This is a genomic window from Sphingobacterium sp. BIGb0165 (assembly GCF_024810095.1).
Lineage (GTDB): Bacteria > Bacteroidota > Bacteroidia > Sphingobacteriales > Sphingobacteriaceae > Sphingobacterium > Sphingobacterium detergens.
This window is the reverse complement of sequence record NZ_JANUEB010000001.1, coordinates 431674-452989: the sequence shown is the minus strand read 5'-3', so window position 1 is coordinate 452989 and position 21316 is coordinate 431674. Positions and strand designations below refer to the sequence as shown.

The 21316-nt window shown below is 40.5% G+C and carries 19 protein-coding genes and 1 tRNA gene; 11 read left to right on the top strand and 9 right to left on the bottom strand.

Going from position 1 to position 21316, the window contains the following annotated elements; all coding sequences use genetic code 11:
* Window positions 1-118 precede the first annotated feature (118 nt).
* Both M2408_RS01960 and M2408_RS01955 read right to left on the bottom strand, forming a co-directional pair.
* Window positions 119-1522 carry an OmpA family protein gene (locus tag M2408_RS01960; protein ID WP_259178790.1) on the bottom strand — a complete coding sequence of 468 codons (1404 nt, stop codon included), beginning with the start codon at window positions 1520-1522 and terminating at the stop codon, window positions 119-121.
* A 78-nt stretch (window positions 1523-1600) separates the two neighbouring features.
* A complete protein-coding gene (locus M2408_RS01955; RefSeq protein WP_259178789.1) occupies window positions 1601-2008 on the bottom strand; it encodes an NUDIX domain-containing protein in 408 nt (135 codons plus the stop codon).
* 102 nt (window positions 2009-2110) lie between these two features.
* Between M2408_RS01955 and M2408_RS01950 the strand changes: the two genes are divergently transcribed.
* Both M2408_RS01950 and M2408_RS01945 read left to right on the top strand, forming a co-directional pair.
* The gene (locus M2408_RS01950; protein ID WP_259178788.1) at window positions 2111-3130 is read left to right on the top strand and encodes a L,D-transpeptidase; all 1020 of its coding nucleotides are present in this window, start codon (window positions 2111-2113) and stop codon (window positions 3128-3130) included.
* Between the two features lie 82 nt (window positions 3131-3212).
* Entirely contained in the window at window positions 3213-3974 is a 762-nt protein-coding gene (locus tag M2408_RS01945) for a murein L,D-transpeptidase catalytic domain family protein (protein ID WP_259178786.1), read from the top strand.
* Window positions 3975-4154: 180 nt separating this feature from the next.
* Here M2408_RS01945 and M2408_RS01940 read toward each other — a convergent pair whose 3' ends face one another.
* The gene (locus tag M2408_RS01940; protein WP_259178785.1) at window positions 4155-4853 is read right to left on the bottom strand and encodes a prolyl oligopeptidase family serine peptidase; all 699 of its coding nucleotides are present in this window, start codon (window positions 4851-4853) and stop codon (window positions 4155-4157) included.
* A gap of 224 nt (window positions 4854-5077) precedes the next feature.
* Between M2408_RS01940 and M2408_RS01935 the strand changes: the two genes are divergently transcribed.
* The 6 genes from M2408_RS01935 to gap all read left to right on the top strand — a co-directional run bounded on the left by M2408_RS01935 (window position 5078) and on the right by gap (window position 12853).
* Window positions 5078-6283, top strand: coding sequence for an exonuclease subunit SbcD (locus M2408_RS01935; protein ID WP_259178781.1), 1206 nt, complete (start codon window positions 5078-5080; stop codon window positions 6281-6283).
* Window positions 6284-6287: 4 nt separating this feature from the next.
* Window positions 6288-9326 (top strand): SMC family ATPase, encoded by a 3039-nt coding sequence (locus M2408_RS01930; RefSeq protein ID WP_259178779.1) that lies wholly within the window; start codon window positions 6288-6290, stop codon window positions 9324-9326.
* 83 nt (window positions 9327-9409) lie between these two features.
* Window positions 9410-9610 carry a hypothetical protein gene (locus tag M2408_RS01925; protein ID WP_259178778.1) on the top strand — a complete coding sequence of 67 codons (201 nt, stop codon included), beginning with the start codon at window positions 9410-9412 and terminating at the stop codon, window positions 9608-9610.
* A gap of 289 nt (window positions 9611-9899) precedes the next feature.
* Window positions 9900-10994 carry an AI-2E family transporter gene (locus M2408_RS01920; protein ID WP_259178776.1) on the top strand — a complete coding sequence of 365 codons (1095 nt, stop codon included), beginning with the start codon at window positions 9900-9902 and terminating at the stop codon, window positions 10992-10994.
* A gap of 236 nt (window positions 10995-11230) precedes the next feature.
* Window positions 11231-11839: a redoxin domain-containing protein gene (locus tag M2408_RS01915; protein WP_259178774.1), complete on the top strand. Its 609-nt coding sequence runs from the start codon at window positions 11231-11233 to the stop codon at window positions 11837-11839.
* 6 nt (window positions 11840-11845) lie between these two features.
* Window positions 11846-12853 carry a type I glyceraldehyde-3-phosphate dehydrogenase gene (gene gap / locus M2408_RS01910; RefSeq protein WP_120257979.1) on the top strand — a complete coding sequence of 336 codons (1008 nt, stop codon included), beginning with the start codon at window positions 11846-11848 and terminating at the stop codon, window positions 12851-12853.
* Window positions 12854-13203: 350 nt separating this feature from the next.
* Here gap and M2408_RS01905 read toward each other — a convergent pair whose 3' ends face one another.
* Together M2408_RS01905 and M2408_RS01900 are read right to left on the bottom strand one after the other, a co-directional pair.
* The gene (locus M2408_RS01905; RefSeq protein WP_259178768.1) at window positions 13204-13983 is read right to left on the bottom strand and encodes a TIGR02757 family protein; all 780 of its coding nucleotides are present in this window, start codon (window positions 13981-13983) and stop codon (window positions 13204-13206) included.
* 9 nt (window positions 13984-13992) lie between these two features.
* Window positions 13993-15027 carry a quinone-dependent dihydroorotate dehydrogenase gene (locus tag M2408_RS01900; RefSeq protein WP_259178767.1) on the bottom strand — a complete coding sequence of 345 codons (1035 nt, stop codon included), beginning with the start codon at window positions 15025-15027 and terminating at the stop codon, window positions 13993-13995.
* Between the two features lie 60 nt (window positions 15028-15087).
* Between M2408_RS01900 and M2408_RS01895 the strand changes: the two genes are divergently transcribed.
* Both M2408_RS01895 and M2408_RS01890 read left to right on the top strand, forming a co-directional pair.
* Window positions 15088-17007, top strand: coding sequence for an ABC-F family ATP-binding cassette domain-containing protein (locus tag M2408_RS01895; RefSeq protein WP_259178765.1), 1920 nt, complete (start codon window positions 15088-15090; stop codon window positions 17005-17007).
* Between the two features lie 131 nt (window positions 17008-17138).
* Window positions 17139-17211: transfer RNA gene (locus M2408_RS01890), tRNA-Lys, on the top strand.
* Window positions 17212-17305: 94 nt separating this feature from the next.
* Here M2408_RS01890 and M2408_RS01885 read toward each other — a convergent pair.
* The 3 genes from M2408_RS01885 to M2408_RS01875 are packed head-to-tail and all read right to left on the bottom strand — an operon-like array spanning window position 17306 to window position 18674.
* A complete protein-coding gene (locus tag M2408_RS01885; protein WP_259178764.1) occupies window positions 17306-17485 on the bottom strand; it encodes a hypothetical protein in 180 nt (59 codons plus the stop codon).
* Between the two features lie 41 nt (window positions 17486-17526).
* Window positions 17527-17715, bottom strand: coding sequence for a hypothetical protein (locus tag M2408_RS01880; RefSeq protein WP_259178763.1), 189 nt, complete (start codon window positions 17713-17715; stop codon window positions 17527-17529).
* A gap of 20 nt (window positions 17716-17735) precedes the next feature.
* Entirely contained in the window at window positions 17736-18674 is a 939-nt protein-coding gene (locus M2408_RS01875; protein ID WP_259178761.1) for a hypothetical protein, read from the bottom strand.
* 392 nt (window positions 18675-19066) lie between these two features.
* On the opposite strand from M2408_RS01875, the gene M2408_RS01870 reads away from it, so the two are divergent.
* Window positions 19067-19846 (top strand): hypothetical protein, encoded by a 780-nt coding sequence (locus M2408_RS01870; protein ID WP_259178758.1) that lies wholly within the window; start codon window positions 19067-19069, stop codon window positions 19844-19846.
* A gap of 116 nt (window positions 19847-19962) precedes the next feature.
* Here the strand turns inward: M2408_RS01870 and M2408_RS01865 are convergent, their stop codons facing one another.
* The gene (locus tag M2408_RS01865; RefSeq protein ID WP_259178756.1) at window positions 19963-21246 is read right to left on the bottom strand and encodes a serine hydrolase; all 1284 of its coding nucleotides are present in this window, start codon (window positions 21244-21246) and stop codon (window positions 19963-19965) included.
* Window positions 21247-21316 lie beyond the last annotated feature (70 nt).

Below are 21316 nucleotides of genomic sequence, written 5' to 3'. Positions count from 1 at the left end.
AATTAGATATCCATTAAATACAATCTCTGCAAATAGAAAAAGCGGATCTTTTGGATCCGCTTTTTTATCTCTCCTCTCTAGAATCTCAAGTCTAGAATATCACATCTCAAATCTCCCATCACCTCACACTAACCGCAACATGTCGGTCTAAAATCCGGTCCGTCTCCGGTGCATCTGCAGGGTATTTTGCAAATTGCGAGCCATAGCCCTCCGCTCCGGTCACCTGTTTAGACAATCCCGCCTTGTCCAGGTAATCCTTGACCGCATTTGCCCGATCCAACGATAATTTTTTATTATACTCTTCATTTCCGGTTTTATCTGTATATCCACCAATTTTCACATTGGCAGCAGGGAAAACTTTGAGAATCTCGGCCAGATTACTGAGCTGAGCCTGGCTTTCAGGTAATACTTTCGCAGTACCCGTTTCAAAATTCAGGTTATCAAAATCAAACCAAGTATTTTTCAATGAATCTTCTCCCAAAGATTTATAGTCGGATTTTAAAAATTGTACCAACCGATCTTCTATACCACTTTTAAATGCCCCCAGCTTCCCTCCATTCGGCAACATCACATCCAAATGCTCACGATCAATCTGACTGGCCGTACCATTTCCCATTGTATTACCCGAGTCCACCTGCCCCTGATTGACACTGGTATCTGTAACACCACCATTTTTATTACCACTACAGCCTTTTCCAAACAAAAACCAGAGCAATGCGATAACGATCAAAGCAATCAAAATTTTCCACCAGCCTCCGCCTGAGGAACCCGTTGATGCGGCGGCTGTTCTGGCTCCATCTGCTCTAGGCAATGCCAACGGCTCCTTATGTGCCTCCAACTCTGTAGCTGGATTAATGACTGTTGCTCCTGGATGACTTTCGATATGTTTAACTGGCTCTTCCACTGGAGGTTCTGGTATGACCTCTTCAGGCACGATCTCCTCAGGTTTTACTTCCTCAGGTACAGAAAAATGCCCACCATCAAATAATTTCCCAAAAGCGCCCAAACCTAATCCTGCAGGTATGGCGGCCGCAAAAGCTGTTTTATTATCCTGCAAAGTCTGATTTATCGTATTCGCATCCCATTGTTGACCTTTATTGGTCAAACTAGAAAATATAGCTGGCAGGGACAAGCCCATCAATTTTTGCACCGACTCAGCGCTAAATCCCAGATAACCAGCAACTGTACCCAATACGGTCTCTAGACCACCACCAAATATTGAAGTCAGTATATTGCTACCTCCGGATTCTCCCAGCAGCCCTTCAGCATCTTCACTAGCTTCCTGCCCGCCCAGAAGTTGATTCAGATCAAAATTCGAAAAACGCTGTTTCGCCTGCTCCAGAATTGTAGAAATCCCACCACCGCCTTCCGCCTGCTGACTCAATCCCAAAAACAAAGAGGGAACAACAACATTTAAGCCCTGTTTTACCTGTTCATTATCCTGGTTTAGACTTTGCCCGATCCGAGTAAGAACCTCATCATCAAAAAAGTCTTTCGCTGATTTTAAAAGCTGATTTTCCATAATCTTTGTTTATTAATTGTTTATATATAAAACATTAACAAGCAAAGTCTTAAATTGTTCACATCAAGCTATCCAACATCAAAACTCTCCGGACAGCCACTTTGGAATGACGAACTCTTCGGCCAGATGTGCCAACTGATAATCTTGCCAGTTGGCCTTATTGATCCATTGCACTTCTTCCAGTTCGGCCTGTGGTGGAAAATTAAATTTCATAGCGAGTTTGATCAAATAAATATGCCCTTCTACCAGGGTATTAGGCTCATTCACCGCCTGCGTCACATGCCGACCAATAAACTGCAATGTCCCAGGGTCTGTATCAAATTGCAACTCCTCCAGGAGTTCCCGAACCAAGGCTTCCGACTCGCTTTCTCCCGCAGCAATCTTACCTCCGGGCAATTGAAAATATTTTGATCCCTTTTTCCTAACCAACAACAGCTCCCCTTCAGGGTTCAGCATCATAGCCGAACAAATTACAATCCTATGCATACTTTTACTTGAAATTACAAAACTAACTTTTTGTCAATCATTTAAAAAATGTGTTTTATTCTTATATTTAAAGAACAAAACAATAATTTACATAATCCATATATGCATCAAGGATTAACATGTCTCGTATTTAGCCTATTATTTCTATCGTTGGGCTGCCAGCAGGAAAAGAAAAGTACAGCAGAAAAAGAGCAACCAATTAGACATCAAGACACTGTCACTGCCAAAAAACAGGAAGTAAAGCCTAAAGTAGTTACAGCAGCAGATATTATGATCAAAAAAGATCTGCTTTACAAAAAATACACACTTGAAGATACCTATCCCTATAAGGATACCACGCGTAGCTTTCAATGGGACAAAATAAAGGAACGTCTAGCTTATGTTGAAAATTTTCAGCAGACGCCCTCATTGTACGCCGTCCTTCAAAATTATCAAAATGAAAAAGGTGAAGCTCCTACGATTAAAGATTTCAAACGGGATTCTTACAAACGTGTGTCAGACAGTTTCAATGTCGAGCGTTATCAGGCAGCACCATTATATGACCCAACAACAGATAAACCGGTGCGTTATGGACGTGATGGTTGGCTGGTCCGTGTAAAGGGTTCAGACACTTTGGCGCGGGTACCTATTGCCGGTGTATCATTTGAGGGGGAATATACCGTCCCCAAGCGCTACCTGCGACTGATAAGCGATAGCGTACAATTTAATAGTATTAATGTTGTTGATGTCAAGAACCAAAATATCTGCACATTGGAAAAAGTGGGCAAAGAGTGGCTCGTGCGCAGCATGAACCCTGTTACCAGTGGCCGACACAAACCGCCGCATGCACAAGAAACACCCACCGGACTTTTTGTCGTCCAGGAACACAAATCAAAAATGTTCTATTTTGAAGATGGCACGCGAACCTATGGCGGATTTGCTCCCTATGCGACCCGGTTCACCGCTGGAGCATATATTCATGGTGTACCAGTCAATAATCCAAACGGTAGCATCATCGAATACAGTGAAAGTTTGGGCACAACCCCTAAGTCACATATGTGTGTCAGAAATGCGTCATCTCACGCTCAATTTGTCTATAAACGGTCAAAAGACCTTTCCTCCTTGGTCATTGTTATTGATTAACAATATTTAACATTCTGTAAATCAAATATGTATTAACTTTAATAATTATTTTTGTAAACATCTACACAGAAAAGGGAGGAGAATGGGAAATACGATTATGTTTCTTTTAATGGCACTTAATACAGCATTGTCATCAAAAGAAGAATTAAAAACAACAGATCAACAAACCAATACCCATCATATAAATGTAGAACGTCAACGGACAGCCGTTGATTCTTTATATGATGAAATGAATCTAGGCCCAGTATTAAAATACGAGGCATTTCGACAAGCAATGGAAGGTAGAAAAGAGCTTTCCATCCACAACAAAGATATTATGACAGTCATCGACTTTTCCATGGCATCCACGGAAAAAAGACTTGTTGTACTTGATCTGGAACACAAAAAGGTACTTTTTAACACCTTGGTATCACACGGAAAAAATAGTGGTGAAAATTATGCTACAAATTTTTCGAATCAGCAGGAGTCTTTAAAAAGCTCATTGGGATTTTTTGTTACCGAAAACACCTATAACGGTGAAAATGGCTACTCTTTGGTACTGGATGGCCTCGAAGAAGGTATAAATGACAATGCCAAAGCACGATATGTGGTGATGCATGGCGCAGATTACTGCAGCACAGGTACGATATCAAGCTTGGGAAGGTTAGGCAAAAGCTACGGATGCCCTGCGGTTCCCCGGGAATATGCTGGACCGATCATCAACACAATAAAGGATGGAACACTCCTCTTTATCTATGCGGACAATCCGGACTACCTTGCCAAAACGCACCTGATCCATCAACCAAATGTATTGATGGCGCAATTCAATCGAAAACAACGACTTGAAAACACGGATGAAGGTTAATATAAAGAAAATTTAAAATGTAAAAACGAAACCCGAGAATTGGCTATTTAAAATTAGATTCGAAAGGGTTACAAACAAAATTCATAAAAATGGGATGTCCAGATTATTACTGGACATCCCATTTTTATTATATTTTTAATGAACCAAAAGGCCACACATAAAATAGCTATGCCATACAGCCTAGGATTTATGCTTTTTCTTAAATTTTAACATCCAGTCATAGATTGCATCATCGTGGAATAAGCGTTCCACACTACCATGTGTCCCTCCTTTTATCACATTTAAGCTCACATCAGCTTCAGGGTCCACCTTTTTTATGGCTTTCATAATTTTTCTGGATTCTGAAATGGGTACGGCACGATCAGCTGTTCCATGATGTAGCCAAATTGGAACTTGCGTCAGGTTGGAGGCATATTGGCTCGATCCACCACCACAAATCGCCACTGCTGCAGCTATCCTCTCCGGATATTTTCCGGCAACATCCATGGTTCCATAACCGCCCATACTCATACCACATACGTAGATGCGATCAGGATCAGCATTGTAATGCGCGATAACATAATCAACGATCTCTATCACTTTATCCGGATCCCAGCCACCGCGGGATTGGGGAGCAACAATAATCCCGGGGACCTCCTGCCCTTTATTGATCGCATACAATACACCATAACGTTTTACCCGATCCAAATTCGTACCTGATAGACTTCTGCCATGCAGAAACACAAAGACAGGTTGTTTTTCCGAGGCTTCATCATCGGCATCAGCTTCTTTTAATAGAAAAGGATAAGCAGTCTCCCCTTTGATCGCTTCTATTTCCTGTGCATTTATCTTCATCAAAAAAAGAAAGAAAACACACAAAGACAGGTAAATTTTACGCATAAATTTATTTTATCTACGATTACTTAGCTTAATTTTGGAGGACTAAAAATACAATTAAACTATTTTTACCTACCGCATTTAACAACTTTTAACATTTTCAATACGTCAAACTAGACGCTTCAAACCTACGTTCCTACAAATTTGGTCTGATATGCAATTATAATTGCATATCAGACCAAATTTATCTTAGTTTGTACTATTACGTAAAAAAATAAGGGCTCATCATGAAAATACTGCATACTGCCGATTGGCATTTAGGGAAACGACTGGATAGCTTCTCTCGGATGGACGAACAGCTTTTGGTCATGGAGGAGATTATTCAGCTAGCAGACCAGCAAGAGGTCGACCTGGTTCTTATCGCAGGAGATCTTTTTGATACGTTCAATCCCGGTGTAGAGGCTATCGAGTTATTTTACAAAACGATCAAACGATTGGCAAAAAATGGTACCCGACCTGTTATCGCTATCGCTGGAAACCACGATTCACCCAATTTGATTGATGCACCAGACCCTTTAGCCCGGGCATCTGGCATTATTCTCATCGGTCACCCAAATGCAGTTGTAACGCCATTTACGGCCGAAGGTTTTTCGGTCCTACGCTCAGACAATGGTTTTATCGAGTTGAGCCTAGAAGGCTATAACTATCCGATCCGGATACTCCATACCGCCTATGCCAATGAAATTCGGCTTAAACAATATCTTGGTGAAGACAAAGAAGTTCAATTAAATAAAGCATTGGCCGAAAATTGGCAAAAATTAGCAGAGACCTACTGTGACGAAAAGGGTGTCAATATACTAACAGCACACCTTTATATGAATAAAATTGGATCCCCATTAATCGACGAGCCTGATGGGGAAAAGCCAATTAAAATTGGAAATGCTGATCTGATCTATTCAGAATCCATCCCGGCTCAGATTCAATACACGGCACTCGGCCATATTCATGGATTCAAAAATATCGGCTCTCCGGAAAAACCTGTTGTATACGCCTCATCTCCCCTTTGCTATAGTTTCGCCGAAGCTGGCCAGACCAAATACATAAGCATTGTCAATGCTCTACCCGGTGCACATGTCACATTTGATCGCATTGCACTCCAACAAGGAAAACCTTTAGTCCGAAAATCCTTTGACGATATCGACCAATGTATTACTTGGCTCTCCGAGCATCCAGAAACATTAGTGGAATTAACGCTCAAATCCGAAACCTTCCTCAAAGCCGAAGACCGTAAACTGATTTATCAGACACATCCGGGTATCGTCTATTTAATTCCGGTTGTGCAACACGACAAACAAAACCCATTTGATGCAAAAGAAATTAATCTGACCCAAGATATATCTGCACTTTTTCAGGATTATTTCAAATCCAAAAATGCCAATCAGGCACCCAATGACGATATCCTCAACCTTTTTCGCGAAATACTAAATTCTTAAGCCCATGATCCCTTTAAAGTTAACTGTAGAAGGTATATATTCCTATCAAGAACGTCAGACAATAGATTTCACAGCATTGACAGATGCCGGTCTTTTTGGAATATTTGGTGCTGTTGGATCTGGTAAGTCATCTATTTTAGAAGCAATCACCTATGCCCTATATGGTGAAACGGAACGGTTAAATGCGCGGGACAAACGCGCTTACAATATGATGAATCTGAAATCAAACCGTTCCTATATCGAATTGGATTTCATTAACTTCGAAAACCGCACATTCAAAGTAACAAGGGAATTTAAACGCAATTCCAAAAATTTTGAGGATGTCAAATCTCCCACGGTTGTATTATATGAAGAAATCAATGAACAATGGGTTCCATTGGAAAGTAGTAACACACAATTGATCATTGGATTAAGTTACGAGAATTTCAAAAGAACAATCATCATTCCCCAGGGGCAATTTAAGGAGTTCATTGAGCTGGGTGCAAAGGAACGAACTGATATGATGAAAGAAATCTTTCAGCTCCATCGTTTCGATTTGCAGGACAAAGTTGCTGCCCTTTATAAAAAAAATCAATCCGAACTGGATCAGCTCAATGGTCAGTTGATGGGATTCGAAGAGATCAGCAGCGAGCGTATCATCGCGACACGTGACAAGCTGAATGAAGAGCGAGAATCTTTCAGCAAGGCGCAGCATACAAACAAGCTACTTCAGGAGAAATTTCAGGCATTGAAAAATGTGAAAGAAGATTTCCTCGAATTGAGCAAAATGAAGACTCTATTTCAACAGCTGACTGATCAGCAAGCTGAAAAGGAAACTTTGCGCCAACGTATGATACGCTTTGAAGAAGCGCATACAAACTTTTTTCATATCCTCCAGACACAGGAGAAATTGAATCAGGAAAATACCCAGGAACAAAGCAAGTTACAGTTAGAGGAAGCAAAATCTGTAGAAATTCAACAAGCTACCCAACAGATATCACAGCAACTACAAAGGCTTAAACCACAGTATGAGCGATTGCCTGAACGAAGGATCAGTGAATTAGATCTCGAACTCATTCTACAGCTGATCAATTTTTCAACAGAGATAAAAGGTTTAAAAGAAAGCGCACAGAAAGGACGGGATTTTGTCCAGAAGGCTAAGGAGCAACAGGTGCACTGTAAAAACAACATTCAGGAAACCGAAACCCTACTCGTTCGACTAAAACAATCGAAACCGTCGGCAAATGAGCTGATGGAGCTGGGACAATGGTACATCAAACAGCAGGCCATCCAACAACAGGAGAGCGAACTCAACCATCAACTCCTGGAGCTAACAGTTGCCATAACCGATCTACAAGGTGATTTGCAAAGTAAAAACTTCGACCCTGCCGGGTTTGATTCAGCGTATACAGCAGAATTACAGGAACTTGAAACCCGACTCAATGTGCTAAACGACGAGAAAGCACATCTTCTATTGCAGCAGAAGCTCACGCAATTCGCGGAGAACCTAAGCGCGGGATCTCCCTGCCCCTTATGTGGAGCCCTGGAACACCCCGCTATCGCGGAAGGAATGGATATCACACAAGAGCTGACAGAAAACCAACGGGCGACAGTAGAAATCAATGCGCGCATAAAATCCAAGGTTGATCAAAAGTTCGAGATTGAAAAGCTCCTAATCCGTCTACAATCCCTACAAGTACAACAAAATGATCTCACAAGCAAGATCCAGGCAAGCAAATCTCAGAAGGCCACTCACCTACTTCAATTTACCTGGCCAGCGTACAGCAGCACGGATGAGTCAATTTATACACAAAAAAAACAGGAGCTTTCTAACATCGAAGCGCAGATCGTAGCTACAGAACAGATTGCTACGACCCATCAGACCACCTTGGCAGATATAGAGAGCAAGCTGGAAAGAGCGAATGTAAAATTAAGTGGTCTTGAGATTGAGGAAGCGCAAAAGCAAACCCAGATCAATCAAAATATAGGCCATCTAAAACACTTGAACTGGGCTGATTATCAATTCCGGGAGAAAGCTACAGTCGAAAACGAATATCATACATTAAAAGCCGAAAATCTTCATATAGAACAGGACTATAATACCTTGACAGATCGCTTAAACAAGCTAAACAGTCAATTTGCTGCACAAAATAGCCTGGTTCAATCCATTCAGGAACGGATTATCAACATAAAGTCTGAAATCCTACATATGGACACGACTATCGAACAACTCCTCCAGGCTTCTGTGTTCAAGGCGATAGATCAGGTAAAAGAGACATTAGCGGAGAATCTACCTGTACAGAAAATCCGCGCCGAACTGGAACAGTTTCAAATCCAATTTGAAACCCTGAAAGCACAGGTCCTGCAATTAGACAAAAAGTTAGCAGATAAAGTCTACGATGAGGCAGTCTTTATACAGGAAGAAGCTGCTTTGGACGAAAGCTCCCATCACCTTAAAATCCTGACCGAGAACGTTGCTAAATACGAACAGGAATTGAATCAGTTGGAGACGGCCTACGAAAAAAAGGAAACTTTACTGCAACAACAAGCACAATTAAACCTTCGTAATGATAATCTGAAACAGCTATTTAACCTATTTAAGGGGGCGGGGTTTGTCCAGTATGTTTCATCAATCTATCTGCGACAGCTTTGTGACCATGCCAATATCCGTTTTCACCGGATGACACGCAACCAGTTAAGTTTACAGATTAATGAAAACAATGAATTTGAAATCATTGACTATTTGAATGAAGGCAAAAGTCGGAGCGTAAAAACACTGTCCGGTGGTCAAGCATTTCAGGTGTCCCTGAGTCTTGCGCTGGCCCTAGCTGAAAGTGTACAGTCCAATACTAAAGCCGCTAAAAACTTCTTTTTTATCGATGAAGGCTTTGGCACACAGGATATGGCTTCTGTCAATATTGTCTTTGAAACCTTACTTGACCTACACAAAGAAAATCGAATAGTCGGTATTATCTCGCATGTTGAAGAATTGAAAGAACGGATTCCAATATCACTTTCCATTGAAAAGGATGAAGAACGTGGCAGTCAAATTTTCATTAATTAATTGTAAATCTCAAAGTAATTTTGTAGATTGGTTATAGCGACAGTAGCCAAAAAACGGTCGCTATAACCAAAAAATAAAAGATTATGGGCTTATTTTCAAATAACAGAAAAGGAAAAGGGTCTCATCCTTTTTTTCATAAACCGGCTAAATCGACAATTTATTTAGCGGCAGAAAACAACAATCAATCCGCCGAACATCGGACGACGTCATCTGTGCTTTTTGTCAAGCAATATGATATCATGGGCATCTTAAAGGAGATCTTAATGCCGCAGAACCAGAATTAGTTTTTGGCGAAAAATTTATATGATTCAGGATGCAAGGAAATTTCTTGCCCTACCCCTGCCATGACCTGTATCTGCTCAATGCTGTTACACTTAATCTATCGCTATTCTTGCAACTAAAACATTAATCTATCCTTATAGGCCCTACTCTCTCGCTTTACTGCCCTGAAAAAGAAATTAAAAAAATCATTGAAATTCTAAAAAAGTAAGTTTAATTTAACAATATAAAACATTTATAAAAAAATATTGTCATACGTAAAATAGAAATTAAAGCGGTACTTATTCCAGACACATGAAATACAAACAGATAAACAACAACTCCATTAACCAGATTATGCTTATCATCATTATTTTGCTGATATGCATTTTGATATTTACGAGTCTATTCTACTATCTTCCGGGCTTTTTGGGCGCTATAACATTATATGTCCTCTTCCGAAAAATCAATTTCAAATTGACAGAAGAGAAAAAATGGAACAAATCCGTTGCGAGTATATTGTTAATCCTGCTTACGATTATATTTCTAGTTGGACCATTGTATCTCTTGATCAACTATATGGTTCCGCAAGTGACTGATGCGATCAGCAATAAAAATGAGATTATGGAAAAATTTGATTCCGTTAAAACCTATTTCAAAGATAGCCCATATCTCAGCAACATCGATCTATCCGACACAGCATTGATGGGTGCTCTTCAACGGGCAGCCAAGTTTATCCCCAACATCCTAAATTCCGTAGCTGAGGTAGGCGTAAATGTTTTAGTCGCATTATTTGTACTTTACTTTATGTTGGTCAGTAGCAAAAAATTAGAACAGGGTATATACAACGCTATTCCATTTTCCGAAGCGAGTAAGGCTGAATTGTGGAAAGAATTTGATATGATGGTTAAATCAAATGCCATTGGTATTCCAATCCTCGCGATGTGCCAAGGTATTGTTGCGGGCTTAGGCTATTGGTTTTTCGGCTTGGAAAGCCCCATTTTCTTAGGTATTCTGACCGCTGTTGCCACCATAATCCCTATTTTAGGTACTATGGTCGTTTATCTTCCAGCAGCGGTATTTCTCTTAGCAAATGGACAATCCGGCAACGCGATAGGGCTAGCACTTTATGGTATCATTATCATTGGAAGTATTGATAATATTCTTCGCTTTACAATTTTGAAAAAACTTGGCGATGTCCATCCCTTAATAACCGTTTTTGGGGTATTATTGGGATTAAATCTCTTTGGTATGTTAGGATTGATATTTGGTCCACTTATTCTATCCTGTGTAGGAGTCTTACTCAAGGTTTATAGCAATGAATTTGGTCGTAGTACACCGGAAATTATACAATCTACGGCTTTGATAGAACCCAATAGCCCCAGCAACACCACAGATACAACGGAATAGCTTAAAATTGGAAAACATATTGCAGTGGAAAGCATCGAAGATGATAACCAGTAAACTGTCATAACTTGAGTTTGGACACTGCATAATCCCATTTTTTTTATAGTTTTGGTTCTTCAATGGCATCGTTGCGGAATGACCTATGTACAGTTCAAGCTGAATGGTATAAATGCATTCTGTTAGCGCGCCTGAAAAAGAATAACAAATCACTAAAACTGGTTTAAAATCAAAGGTAGTCTATGAACAAAAAAATAATCTTAGGAGTAACTGCTGTACTCACGGCAGGCATGCTTTATTCATGTAACAACAAGGGCAATCAAAAGACAGCTGGTACGGAAAATAGTACGGCAGAAAATCATGACCATGCGGGTCATGACCACGCCGGTCATGATCATGCGCAAGCTGCCCCTACCCAGTCTTCTGGTCCGGCTGCAATTCTTCCTAATTTCACTTTTTACCAACTTCGATCCGGCATACGTGTCAGCAATGAGAATCTAGCTAAGGATAAGAACACAGTCTTCATCTTATTTGATCCGGGATGTAGCCATTGTCAGCATGAAGCAACTGAACTCGAAAAAAATATTGATCGCATAAAAGACGTCAATATTTTCTATATTTCCATGAATGATCCAGCATTGGTATTAGGATTCTTTGATAGCTTCGCACCAAAGCTATCTAAATCTTCCAATGTGGAAGTCTTGATTGACAAAGATCAAACCTTTATCCAAAACATACATGTTCCTTCACAGTTCCCAGCAAATTATGTTTACGGTGCTGATGGAAAACTAAAAGCACATTGGGAAGGTGAGAAAAATATCAATGAGGCGATAAGCCAATTTCATAAATAAGCTGAAATGCTCAATATAGCGATAAACGGATTTGGACGTATCGGGAGAAATACATTACGTAATATTTTTCTTCGCGATGCTTTTGATCAATTGCAGGTGGTCGCCATCAATGATTTGGCTGATACCAAGACTTTGGCCCACTTATTCAAGTATGATTCGGTGCATGGCCCCTTCGCTGGCACGGTCACACACGATGAACATCATATTATCGTGAATGGCCATTCCATTTTGGTGACCAATGAAAGAGATCCGGCCCTACTCCCCTGGAAATCCTTGCATATTGATGTTGTTGTCGAATCTACGGGGCATTTTACGAACCGTGAAAAAGCAACACTTCATCTAACAGCAGGTGCGAAAAAAGTTATTATCTCAGCTCCGCCAACAGACAAGGATATTGCAACAGTCGTATTGGGGATCAACGATAATGCTGTCGATCTCTCGGCTTCGATCCTGTCTAATGCTTCCTGCACAACCAACAACGTCGCTCCCTTGGTCAAAATATTAGATGACAATTGGGGGATAAAAGACGGATATATCACTACGGTGCACTCCATGACAGGAGATCAAAACCTGCATGATGCACCACACAAAGATCTGCGACGGGCACGTGCCGCCTCTTCGGCGATCATACCGACAACGACAGGTGCCGCCAAAGCAATTACTAATGTCTTTCCACATCTACAGAATAAGTTGGGTGGAGCAGGTATACGTGTTCCTGTGCTGAATGGTTCGTTAACAGATTTTACCTGTACATTAGAAAAAGAAACAACAGTTGAAGAAATCAACAAAGCTTTTAAAGCTGCAGCGGAAAACGAATTAAAGCAGGTATTGTTTTACACAGAAGACCCAATCGTGTCTGTTGATATTATCAACAACCCCTATTCTTGTGTTTTCGATGCACAATTGACTTCGGTTGTGGGTGGATTAGTGAAAGTTGTGGGTTGGTATGACAATGAATTTGGTTATTCCAATCGTTTGGTGGACCTCCTGATTAAGATTGACCAGCTAGTTTAAGCTAAGCAGCTGAAAATAAAGAAAGCCCGTATCCTAAAAATACGGGCTTTTTCTTTCAAACTTTTACAGGCCTATTTGCAACGTATCAGCACTATAGACCAGGCACAGACAAAGTACGAGAAAAGCACCTTTCGCTTTGTCTAATATCAGTCAATAGCCACTACTCCACGCGTGATTATTTCGAGTGATCAGTACCCCTAGGTGTACCGTTTGTCACCTTGAGTACCCGTTGATTAAATGCCCTGTTGCTGGGATGATACTGTTACATTCGTACAATATCTGTGTAATATCTGTGCCGGAGTAAGGTAGTTGAAGGGACTTAAGCGGACTTGAAGGGAGTTGAGGCGACTTTACAGTTCCCGTTCTACCCCCAAGCCGAAAAGCGCAAAATCATATTTTACTGGATCATTGGGATCCAATAAACGAAGGTTGCCTGTTAACTCTTGTGCGGTCTTCCAGTTGACCTTTTCCAAGGTAATCAGTCCAAATTTTCGCGCGACACGTTCGACATGGACATCACAAGGGCAGATCAGGTCTTTTGGTGACAAGCGGCTCCAAATTCCAAAATCTACCCCTTTATTGTCCTTTCGGACCATCCAGCGTAAAAACATATTGATACGCTTGACAGTAGATTTTTGGGCCGGGCTACTGATATGTTTACGTGTCCGCTGCGGATAGTCCGGCAGCGAAAAGAAATAGGTTTTAAATGCATTCAGCGCCTGCTCCAAATCCACCTCTTTTACTGTTTCCTGCCCTACAAAAAAAGCATCTTCTAGAGACGGAAAGTGGCTATAGTGGTACCGAAAAAAAGCAACGAAATAAAGAATATCCGTATCATTGAATGTACGGTGCTTAAAACCAAGCAGGCTTTTGAGGTCCTGGTCGCTATGGTTCATGATATAATCATAAGGCACGCCGTCCATTCTTGCGATCAATTCATTACATTTATTGATAATGGTTTTACGTTGTCCCCAAGCCATTATAGACGCTAGGAACCCAGTAATCTCGATATCATTCTTCCTTGAAAATTGATGTGGAATGGATATGGGATCATTGGGAATAAAATTAGGTTGATTATATTCATCAACCTTTTTATCCAAAAAATCTTTTAAATTAAAATCTACTGCCATGGTCTTTGATTATCGTCCTGTCTGTAGTATACCTTTACAGATATTTGCGATCAATCCCGGACCTTCATATATAAATCCGGTATAGACCTGAATAAGACTGGCGCCGGCATCAAGTTTTTCAATAGCATCTTTGGCAGAATGAATACCACCAACACCAATAATCGGAAATGCTTTATTGGATTTTTCGCTGAGGTAGCGGATCACTTCGGTTGAACGCTTGGTTAACGGGCGTCCACTTACTCCTCCGGCCTCTTGTGTCAAATCCTGTTGGCTCTTTAAGCCTTCTCTTGAGATCGTAGTATTGGTCGCTATAACTCCTGCTATCTGTGTCTCCATAACGATCTCAACGATATCATCCAGTTGACTATCTGTTAAATCGGGTGCGATCTTAAGAAGAATTGGCTTGGGAGCTGCTTTTGCTTTATTCAGATCCTGTAGTGTGTTTAATATATTTTTTAACGGTTCCTTTTCCTGCAAATCCCTTAAGCCAGGTGTATTTGGCGAACTGACATTAACAACAAAGTAATCTACATAATCAAAGAGTGAATTGAAGCAATAAATATAGTCGTTTACCGCTTCTTCGTTTGGTGTCACTTTATTTTTTCCAATGTTACCACCAATCAGAAGCCCTTTTCGATCTTTTAGGTTCTTCAATCGGGTTGCAGCGACATCCGCCCCCTGATTATTGAACCCCATGCGGTTGATCAGCGCTTCATCTGGTACAAGACGAAACATACGTGGTTTATCATTCCCCGGTTGTGGTTTTGGAGTGACGGTTCCGATTTCAATAAAACCAAAACCTAAATTAGTCATGTCAGAGATATATTCGGCATTTTTATCAAAGCCTGCCGCCAGGCCTACAGGATTTTTAAATTTCAGTCCAAATACCTCACGTTCCAAGCGAGGATCTTCTACCGTAAAAATAGCATTCAATAATTGCTTGGCACCCCAAATTTTTGAGAAGACATTCAATCCGTTGGTCACTTTATGGTGAGCCATCTCCGGATTCATTGTAAAGAATATAGGTTTGACTAATTTATACATAATCGCAAAGTTAGTCAAACAAGAAGAAATATTCATTACTTTTGTACTTTTGCATTTGAAATGATATCAATAAATAATTTAACATTTGAAATAGGATCCCGAGCGTTGTATGATGAGGCAAACTGGCACATCAAACCAGGTGATAAAGTAGGTTTAATTGGCGCTAATGGAGCCGGAAAATCGACCTTATTGCGTTTGATCGTTGGACAATACGCCCCAACTTCGGGAACAATTTCCATGGCAAAAGATTTAAAGATCGGTTACCTAAACCAGGACTTATTATCTTACCATTCGGACAAGAGCATTCTATATGTCGCTATGGAAGCGTTCGAACGCCAAAATCAACTACATGCCGAAATCGAAGATTTACTTGCGAAATTAGAAACAGATTATTCGGACGATATTCTCAATAGACTAAGTGATAGACAACTGGAATTTGAAGCGCTGGATGGCTATAATCTTGAATTCAAAGCGCATGAAATCCTTGCGGGGCTAGGTTTTTCGGAAGAAGAACAAAAAAGGCCACTGGCTACATTCTCCGGGGGCTGGCGTATGCGTGTGATGCTTGCAAAAATTTTGTTGCAGACACCAGATATTCTATTATTGGATGAGCCGACCAACCACATGGACTTACCTTCCATCAAGTGGCTCGAAAACTATCTACAGGCATTTGATGGGGCTATTGTCATTGTATCACACGATAGGTACTTTCTGGACCGCATAATCAAAAAGACGGTGGAGTCGCGTAAAGGAAAATTAACACTTTATGCAGGTAACTACAGCTTTTACCTGGAAGAAAAGGAACTGAGAAACGAACTACAGGCCAACCAATTCAAAAATCAACAGGCTAAGATCAAACAGGAAGAACGACTTATCGAGCGTTTCCGCGCCAAAGCATCCAAAGCCAAAATGGCACAATCGCGGATTAAAGCTTTGGATAGAATGGAGAGAGTTGAAGATGTGGATGACGATAATCCAACGGTCAACTTTAGCTTTAAGTTTTCAAAACCTTCTGGCCGTCATGTGGTGACATTAGACAATATTTCTAAATCCTATCCGAACCTGGAGATATTACAAAACACTTCTGCGATTATTGAAAAAGGTGATAAGATCGCTTTGATCGGTGCAAACGGAAAAGGTAAGTCTACCCTACTGCGTATTGTCGCTGGCACAGATAATCAGTTTGAGGGAAAAGCAGAACATGGGCACAATGTGTCGCAAACGTTCTTTGCACAGCATCAGCTGGAGGCGCTCCATCTCGAGAACTCAATCTTGGCCGAACTACAGGCCTTTGCGCCAAAACATACAGAGACTGAATTACGTTCGATATTGGGTTGTTTCCTATTTACGGGCGATGATGCATTCAAGAAAATCAAAGTGTTGTCTGGAGGTGAAAAATCCCGTGTAGCCCTTGCTAAGGCCTTGACTGCGGACGCCAATTTCTTGGCGCTCGATGAGCCTACCAATCACTTGGATATGCAATCGGTCAATATTTTGATCCAGGCCCTACAACAATTCGAGGGAACATGTATTGTTGTATCCCACGACCGTTATTTCTTGGATCACGTGGCCAACAAAATTTGGTATATCGAGGACAAGGAGATCAAAGAATATCCGGGCACCTATCAGGAATATGAAGAATGGGCAGCTAAGCGTGTTGTAAAAACAGATGCGAAACCGGAGAAAAAAGTCAAAGAAGAGCCGAAGGTTAAAAAAGAGAAACAAGCGCCATCTGAAGACCGAACACGATTACTGAGCAAAAAGAATAAAGAGCTTGCTGCATTGGAGAAAAAAGTCGAAGAACAGGAAATATTGGTCAAAGATTTAGAATTGAAACTGGCTGATGAAGCAGTATATTCGGATGCGACTAAGTTACAGGAAACTACGCGTGCGTACAATTCAGCTAAGGCCCAATTAACCCAGTACCAAGAGCAATGGGAGCAATTGGCCGAGGAAATTATGGAATTGGAAAATGATTAATTTTTTTGGCTTAAAATCAGCTTTTTAAGCAAACAGCTACGATTTTAAGCCAAAAAAATTTGCAGGAATAGGATTAAAGCCCTATTTTTGCATCACTTCAAACAAGGAACGGTAGTTCGAAAAAGAAGTACGATTCCGTAGCTCAGCTGGTAGAGCAATACACTTTTAATGTATGGGTCCTGGGTTCGAATCCCAGCGGGATCACAAGAGAAAAGCCAATCGCAAGATTGGCTTTTTTTGTTGAACAGCATCAGGATTCGAAAGAAGAAGGGTTGGCCGGGTTCGATCCTATGGAGGCTCAGGAAGGCGCGCGGGAACCATGGGACTGACCCACAGCCTGATCCCCTTTTTTCTTTTTAAATCGTGCGTATACTAAAACGACCACCAACGTAACGATCAGCGCAAAACCAAAATCCTGCAAAAAATCCAATATGCGAAATGATATTGCATACCCTGTTTGTCCGGTAATGAGACTCATGCCATATATTTTTGAATAAAAGGTCTCAGGGAATCCAAACCTTATATCGTCGATGTCTTTATCATAAGAGGCCAGTACTCTTTGCTAAAGATATAATCTGCTGCATTGGGTTCAGGAACATTTTCCAGGAATAGGTCTAACATATCGTCGTCTTCCTGTTCCGTCTTACCTTGTGCACTGCTGATTTTTTCTACCAAATCAATCAATTCTTGTCTGCTTAGGTTTTTCATATAAAAATCTATTTAAAAGGTCAAAACTCCCATCCTATTTGTGCTGCCATTTGCTGAAAGGCGTTATCCTCCGCTTCGGTCAGAAAGACCGCGTACACCTTTTTTAAAGATCTTATGTCTTTCAATTTTATAAATTCCGAAAGCTCCATGCGTGTCGGTTCGGTAATCTTCAGCTCCTCCAGTTGTTTGAATTGCAATATGCTTTCCAGGTCGTCAAACTGTTTGACAGCTACCAGATGAAGCGATCTGAGCCTCAAGGGATCGTCCATTTTTGGCAGGTTGATTAATTTGCTGGTGTGTCCTATTTGCAAGGACTGCAAGCCTTTTAGTGAAGCAATAAAATCAAAGGAATCTATACCTTTAGCTTTACTTATTGTTAGCATTTTTAGCCGGGGAAAGATCGAGGCAAGAAGTTCAGGCCGCTTTAACGTATTCGTTATTATTAGTTCTTCCAAACCGTAATTTAAAGGCACCGCCTTAAGATCAAGCGCAGATACCCTTATGCGCCGCAGATGGGCGAGATCATTTACAAATGCAACCTGCTTTGCTCCTGACAACCCAAATTCCAATTCCAGCTCCTCTATCCCAGTCGCATTTTTTAACGGTCCTAAATCTATATCTTTTTTATAATTCCCATCCAGACGAAAGGAAACGAGCTTTGTCAAACCCTCCAATAAATTTAAATCTTGTAAGGCAACGGAACCAAAGGCAAGAATGGTTAAATGATTAATTTCGCCTAAAGTTCTTATGATCTCCAGATTACTGTATTTTCCTTCTTTTGCACTTGTCGCAGAATCAACGATTAATACAATTCGTATCTCACTGTTTGCCTGCAAGAGCTTTTTGATAGCCTGTAATTTTTCATTCTCGATAGACGCCTCTATGGAAATTACAGAAACTTTTACCGCTTGGACTCTAAGCAAGTCTTCAGTACTATAGCGTTCCGCTTTTATAACCATTGTTTCCAGGATAAAATATTATATTTTCATTCTAATGCCAATTCAGGAATGCGTTCTCAAAAGATAAGCCTTCAGTTTATAATTCCTCCCAAAAAGGCTATCCATCTGCATATGGATATATAAATTCCTCTTTTTTACAGCACCTATATTCTGCAAATTCAGTGCCACGGAGCCTGGTATTACGGCTGTCCTTTCTATTCGTGGCAAAACAAGTATAACTCATTAAAAAAATGATCTCATCGGCATTGTTTTAAATGCTACTTCGTTATAAAGTTCTTTTAAAAGTTGCTTCTTTCTTTTCCCAAGTGCAAAAAGCATCGCAACTTGAAATACAGCACGGAGTTTACTAGGCATAATAATTGCATAAAAACTAAAAAAACCAAACGACAATTATGAGCATTAAATTACAGACGAGCTTCAAAATCTGCCTCCTATTTCTATCTTACATTGTTGCTACTCCGGTTTTATCTCAGGTAAAAGTACCCGGCGTTATTGCTCCTGAGGAAAATATAAAAAGATTACCTTCCCGGTTAATCATAGACCCAATTATGATGGAGTATTTTGAGGCTCCCATAAATACAAAGCAAATAGAATCTAATGTCATAGAATACCTGCCGGGCAAAGTAATTAAGGACAATTATACCATTTCCGTCCTTGCCGATAAGGATTCGCATACCATAATTGAAATTTCTAAACCTGCTAACGGAAAAGGCAATAAGGCGAGTAAGAAAATATACCAATACAATGAACCAAAAAGATTATCGGGCCTGAAATATTATAAGGACAATAATGGGAACTGGGAACTGCAACAGGAAGACATTTACACTTACCCCGGCATGGGTGGGAACAGGGCCTTGCCAATGCGCAAAACTCAGAAGATAACCGGAAATGATACGATTGTAATATCGCAGCCACAAGAGGAAACCTATGTATATGATAGCCACATGAACCTGATTCAGTATACAACAGATGGACAAACCTATAAGAACCAATACAACGAACAGCACAACCTTGATTCAAGTAAAATAACTTCAAACGATGGCAAGTGGAAGCTTTTGGAGTATAAATATCACTATGAAAATGGCCTTTGGATTAAAAAGGAAGAATATGAAACCACCGCCAATCAGTCCCGCTTTCTAAAAAAGCGCATTGAACGAAAACTCACTTTTTAATATTAAGCTGGCCTGATCATTCAAATGGCATTGAAATAAAACTCCTTGCCCGCAATGTCTATTCATCAATATTTTCAAAAGCGCTTTTTAGAATCTGTCGATTTACCAATACTTGCTTATTTATCGGGTTGCAATTTGCCAGCATATTGCCCCATAATACTCCATATTTTTTCAAATCCTGTCATCATATTTTTATTGATTCCATTGAGCCCTTCCATTTCCGTATTGGCAATGAACAGCATGCCATAGCCTTTGGCAGGATTAAAGAACAAGAACGCAGTAACACCACCGTCACTACCGCTATGGCCAATGATGCCACTTTTTTTTATGGCATAAAATACGCCGATGTTTGGCTCTGCAGGGTTTAAATTTTCTGGCTTATAGGAATCTGAAAAAGCCGGCTGCAGCAGCTTGGCATAACTTTCAGGTTTAAGGATTTTCCCTTTCCCCTGCTGCCCGGCAATTACCTCTTTCAGAAAAAGACTGAGCTCATGACATGAAGTTGTAAGTCCACCATCGGGATAGGTTACGGAACTATATTTGGGATAGCTTTTTTTGTCACCTGTATATAAGGTGGATAGATTAGCCTGGTCTGCATTAGCAGTAGACCAGGTGGCATGTGTCATCTGTAGTGGAAGCAGAATATGCTTTTGGGTGTATTCCGCAAAGGGCATACCCGATTTGAGCTCAATCAGCCAGGCAGCTAAATCCGACCCGATATTTGAATATTCGTACCTTTTACCTGGTGCCTGCTTATTAAAGTTTTTATTGGAATAGTAAGAACCAGCAGTGCTTAAATAATCCTGTAGGAAAGCAGCCAAAGTAGTGTCTTTTCCTTCGGCGCCATATCCCTTCGATTTGAGCAGCCTGTAAATTGGATTATCCTCATTAACCGGTGTATTATACAGGTATGTCTTTTTGTATGTATCAGCATGATCAGTAATTCCGGAAGTATGTGTAACCAGATGTCTTAAAGTAAGTGATACTTCGGGAGTGTAAGGATGTTGTAATTTAAAAGGTAATATACTGTTGATCTCCGTATCAAGAGTAAACAAGCCCTGTTCTATGGCTTTCATCACCGACATTCCGATAAACAGCTTACTTACGGATGCAATAGGCTGTACGGTGGTGGTTGTATAAGGAGTTTTCTTTTCCAGGTCAGCGAAGCCAAAGGCATTTTCATATAAAATACTATCGCTGTTTACAATGGCAACACTGAAGCCCGGAAAGTCATTTTGTTTATATGCTGTAGTGAGCGCAACTGTCAGGGATTCTGCAGCCGTTTGCGCTTTAATTTGACTAGCGCAGAAGATAAACAACAAAAGGAGGACATTTCTAAAGACGCTTTGCACTTTGTTTGAGCACTCCGCTCCATTGTGAAAAATAATCTTTGCTGACATAATATGAAATTATAAAACAATGTACATATATTGATTTATATTTCAATGTATTATAATTATTTATCCAAAG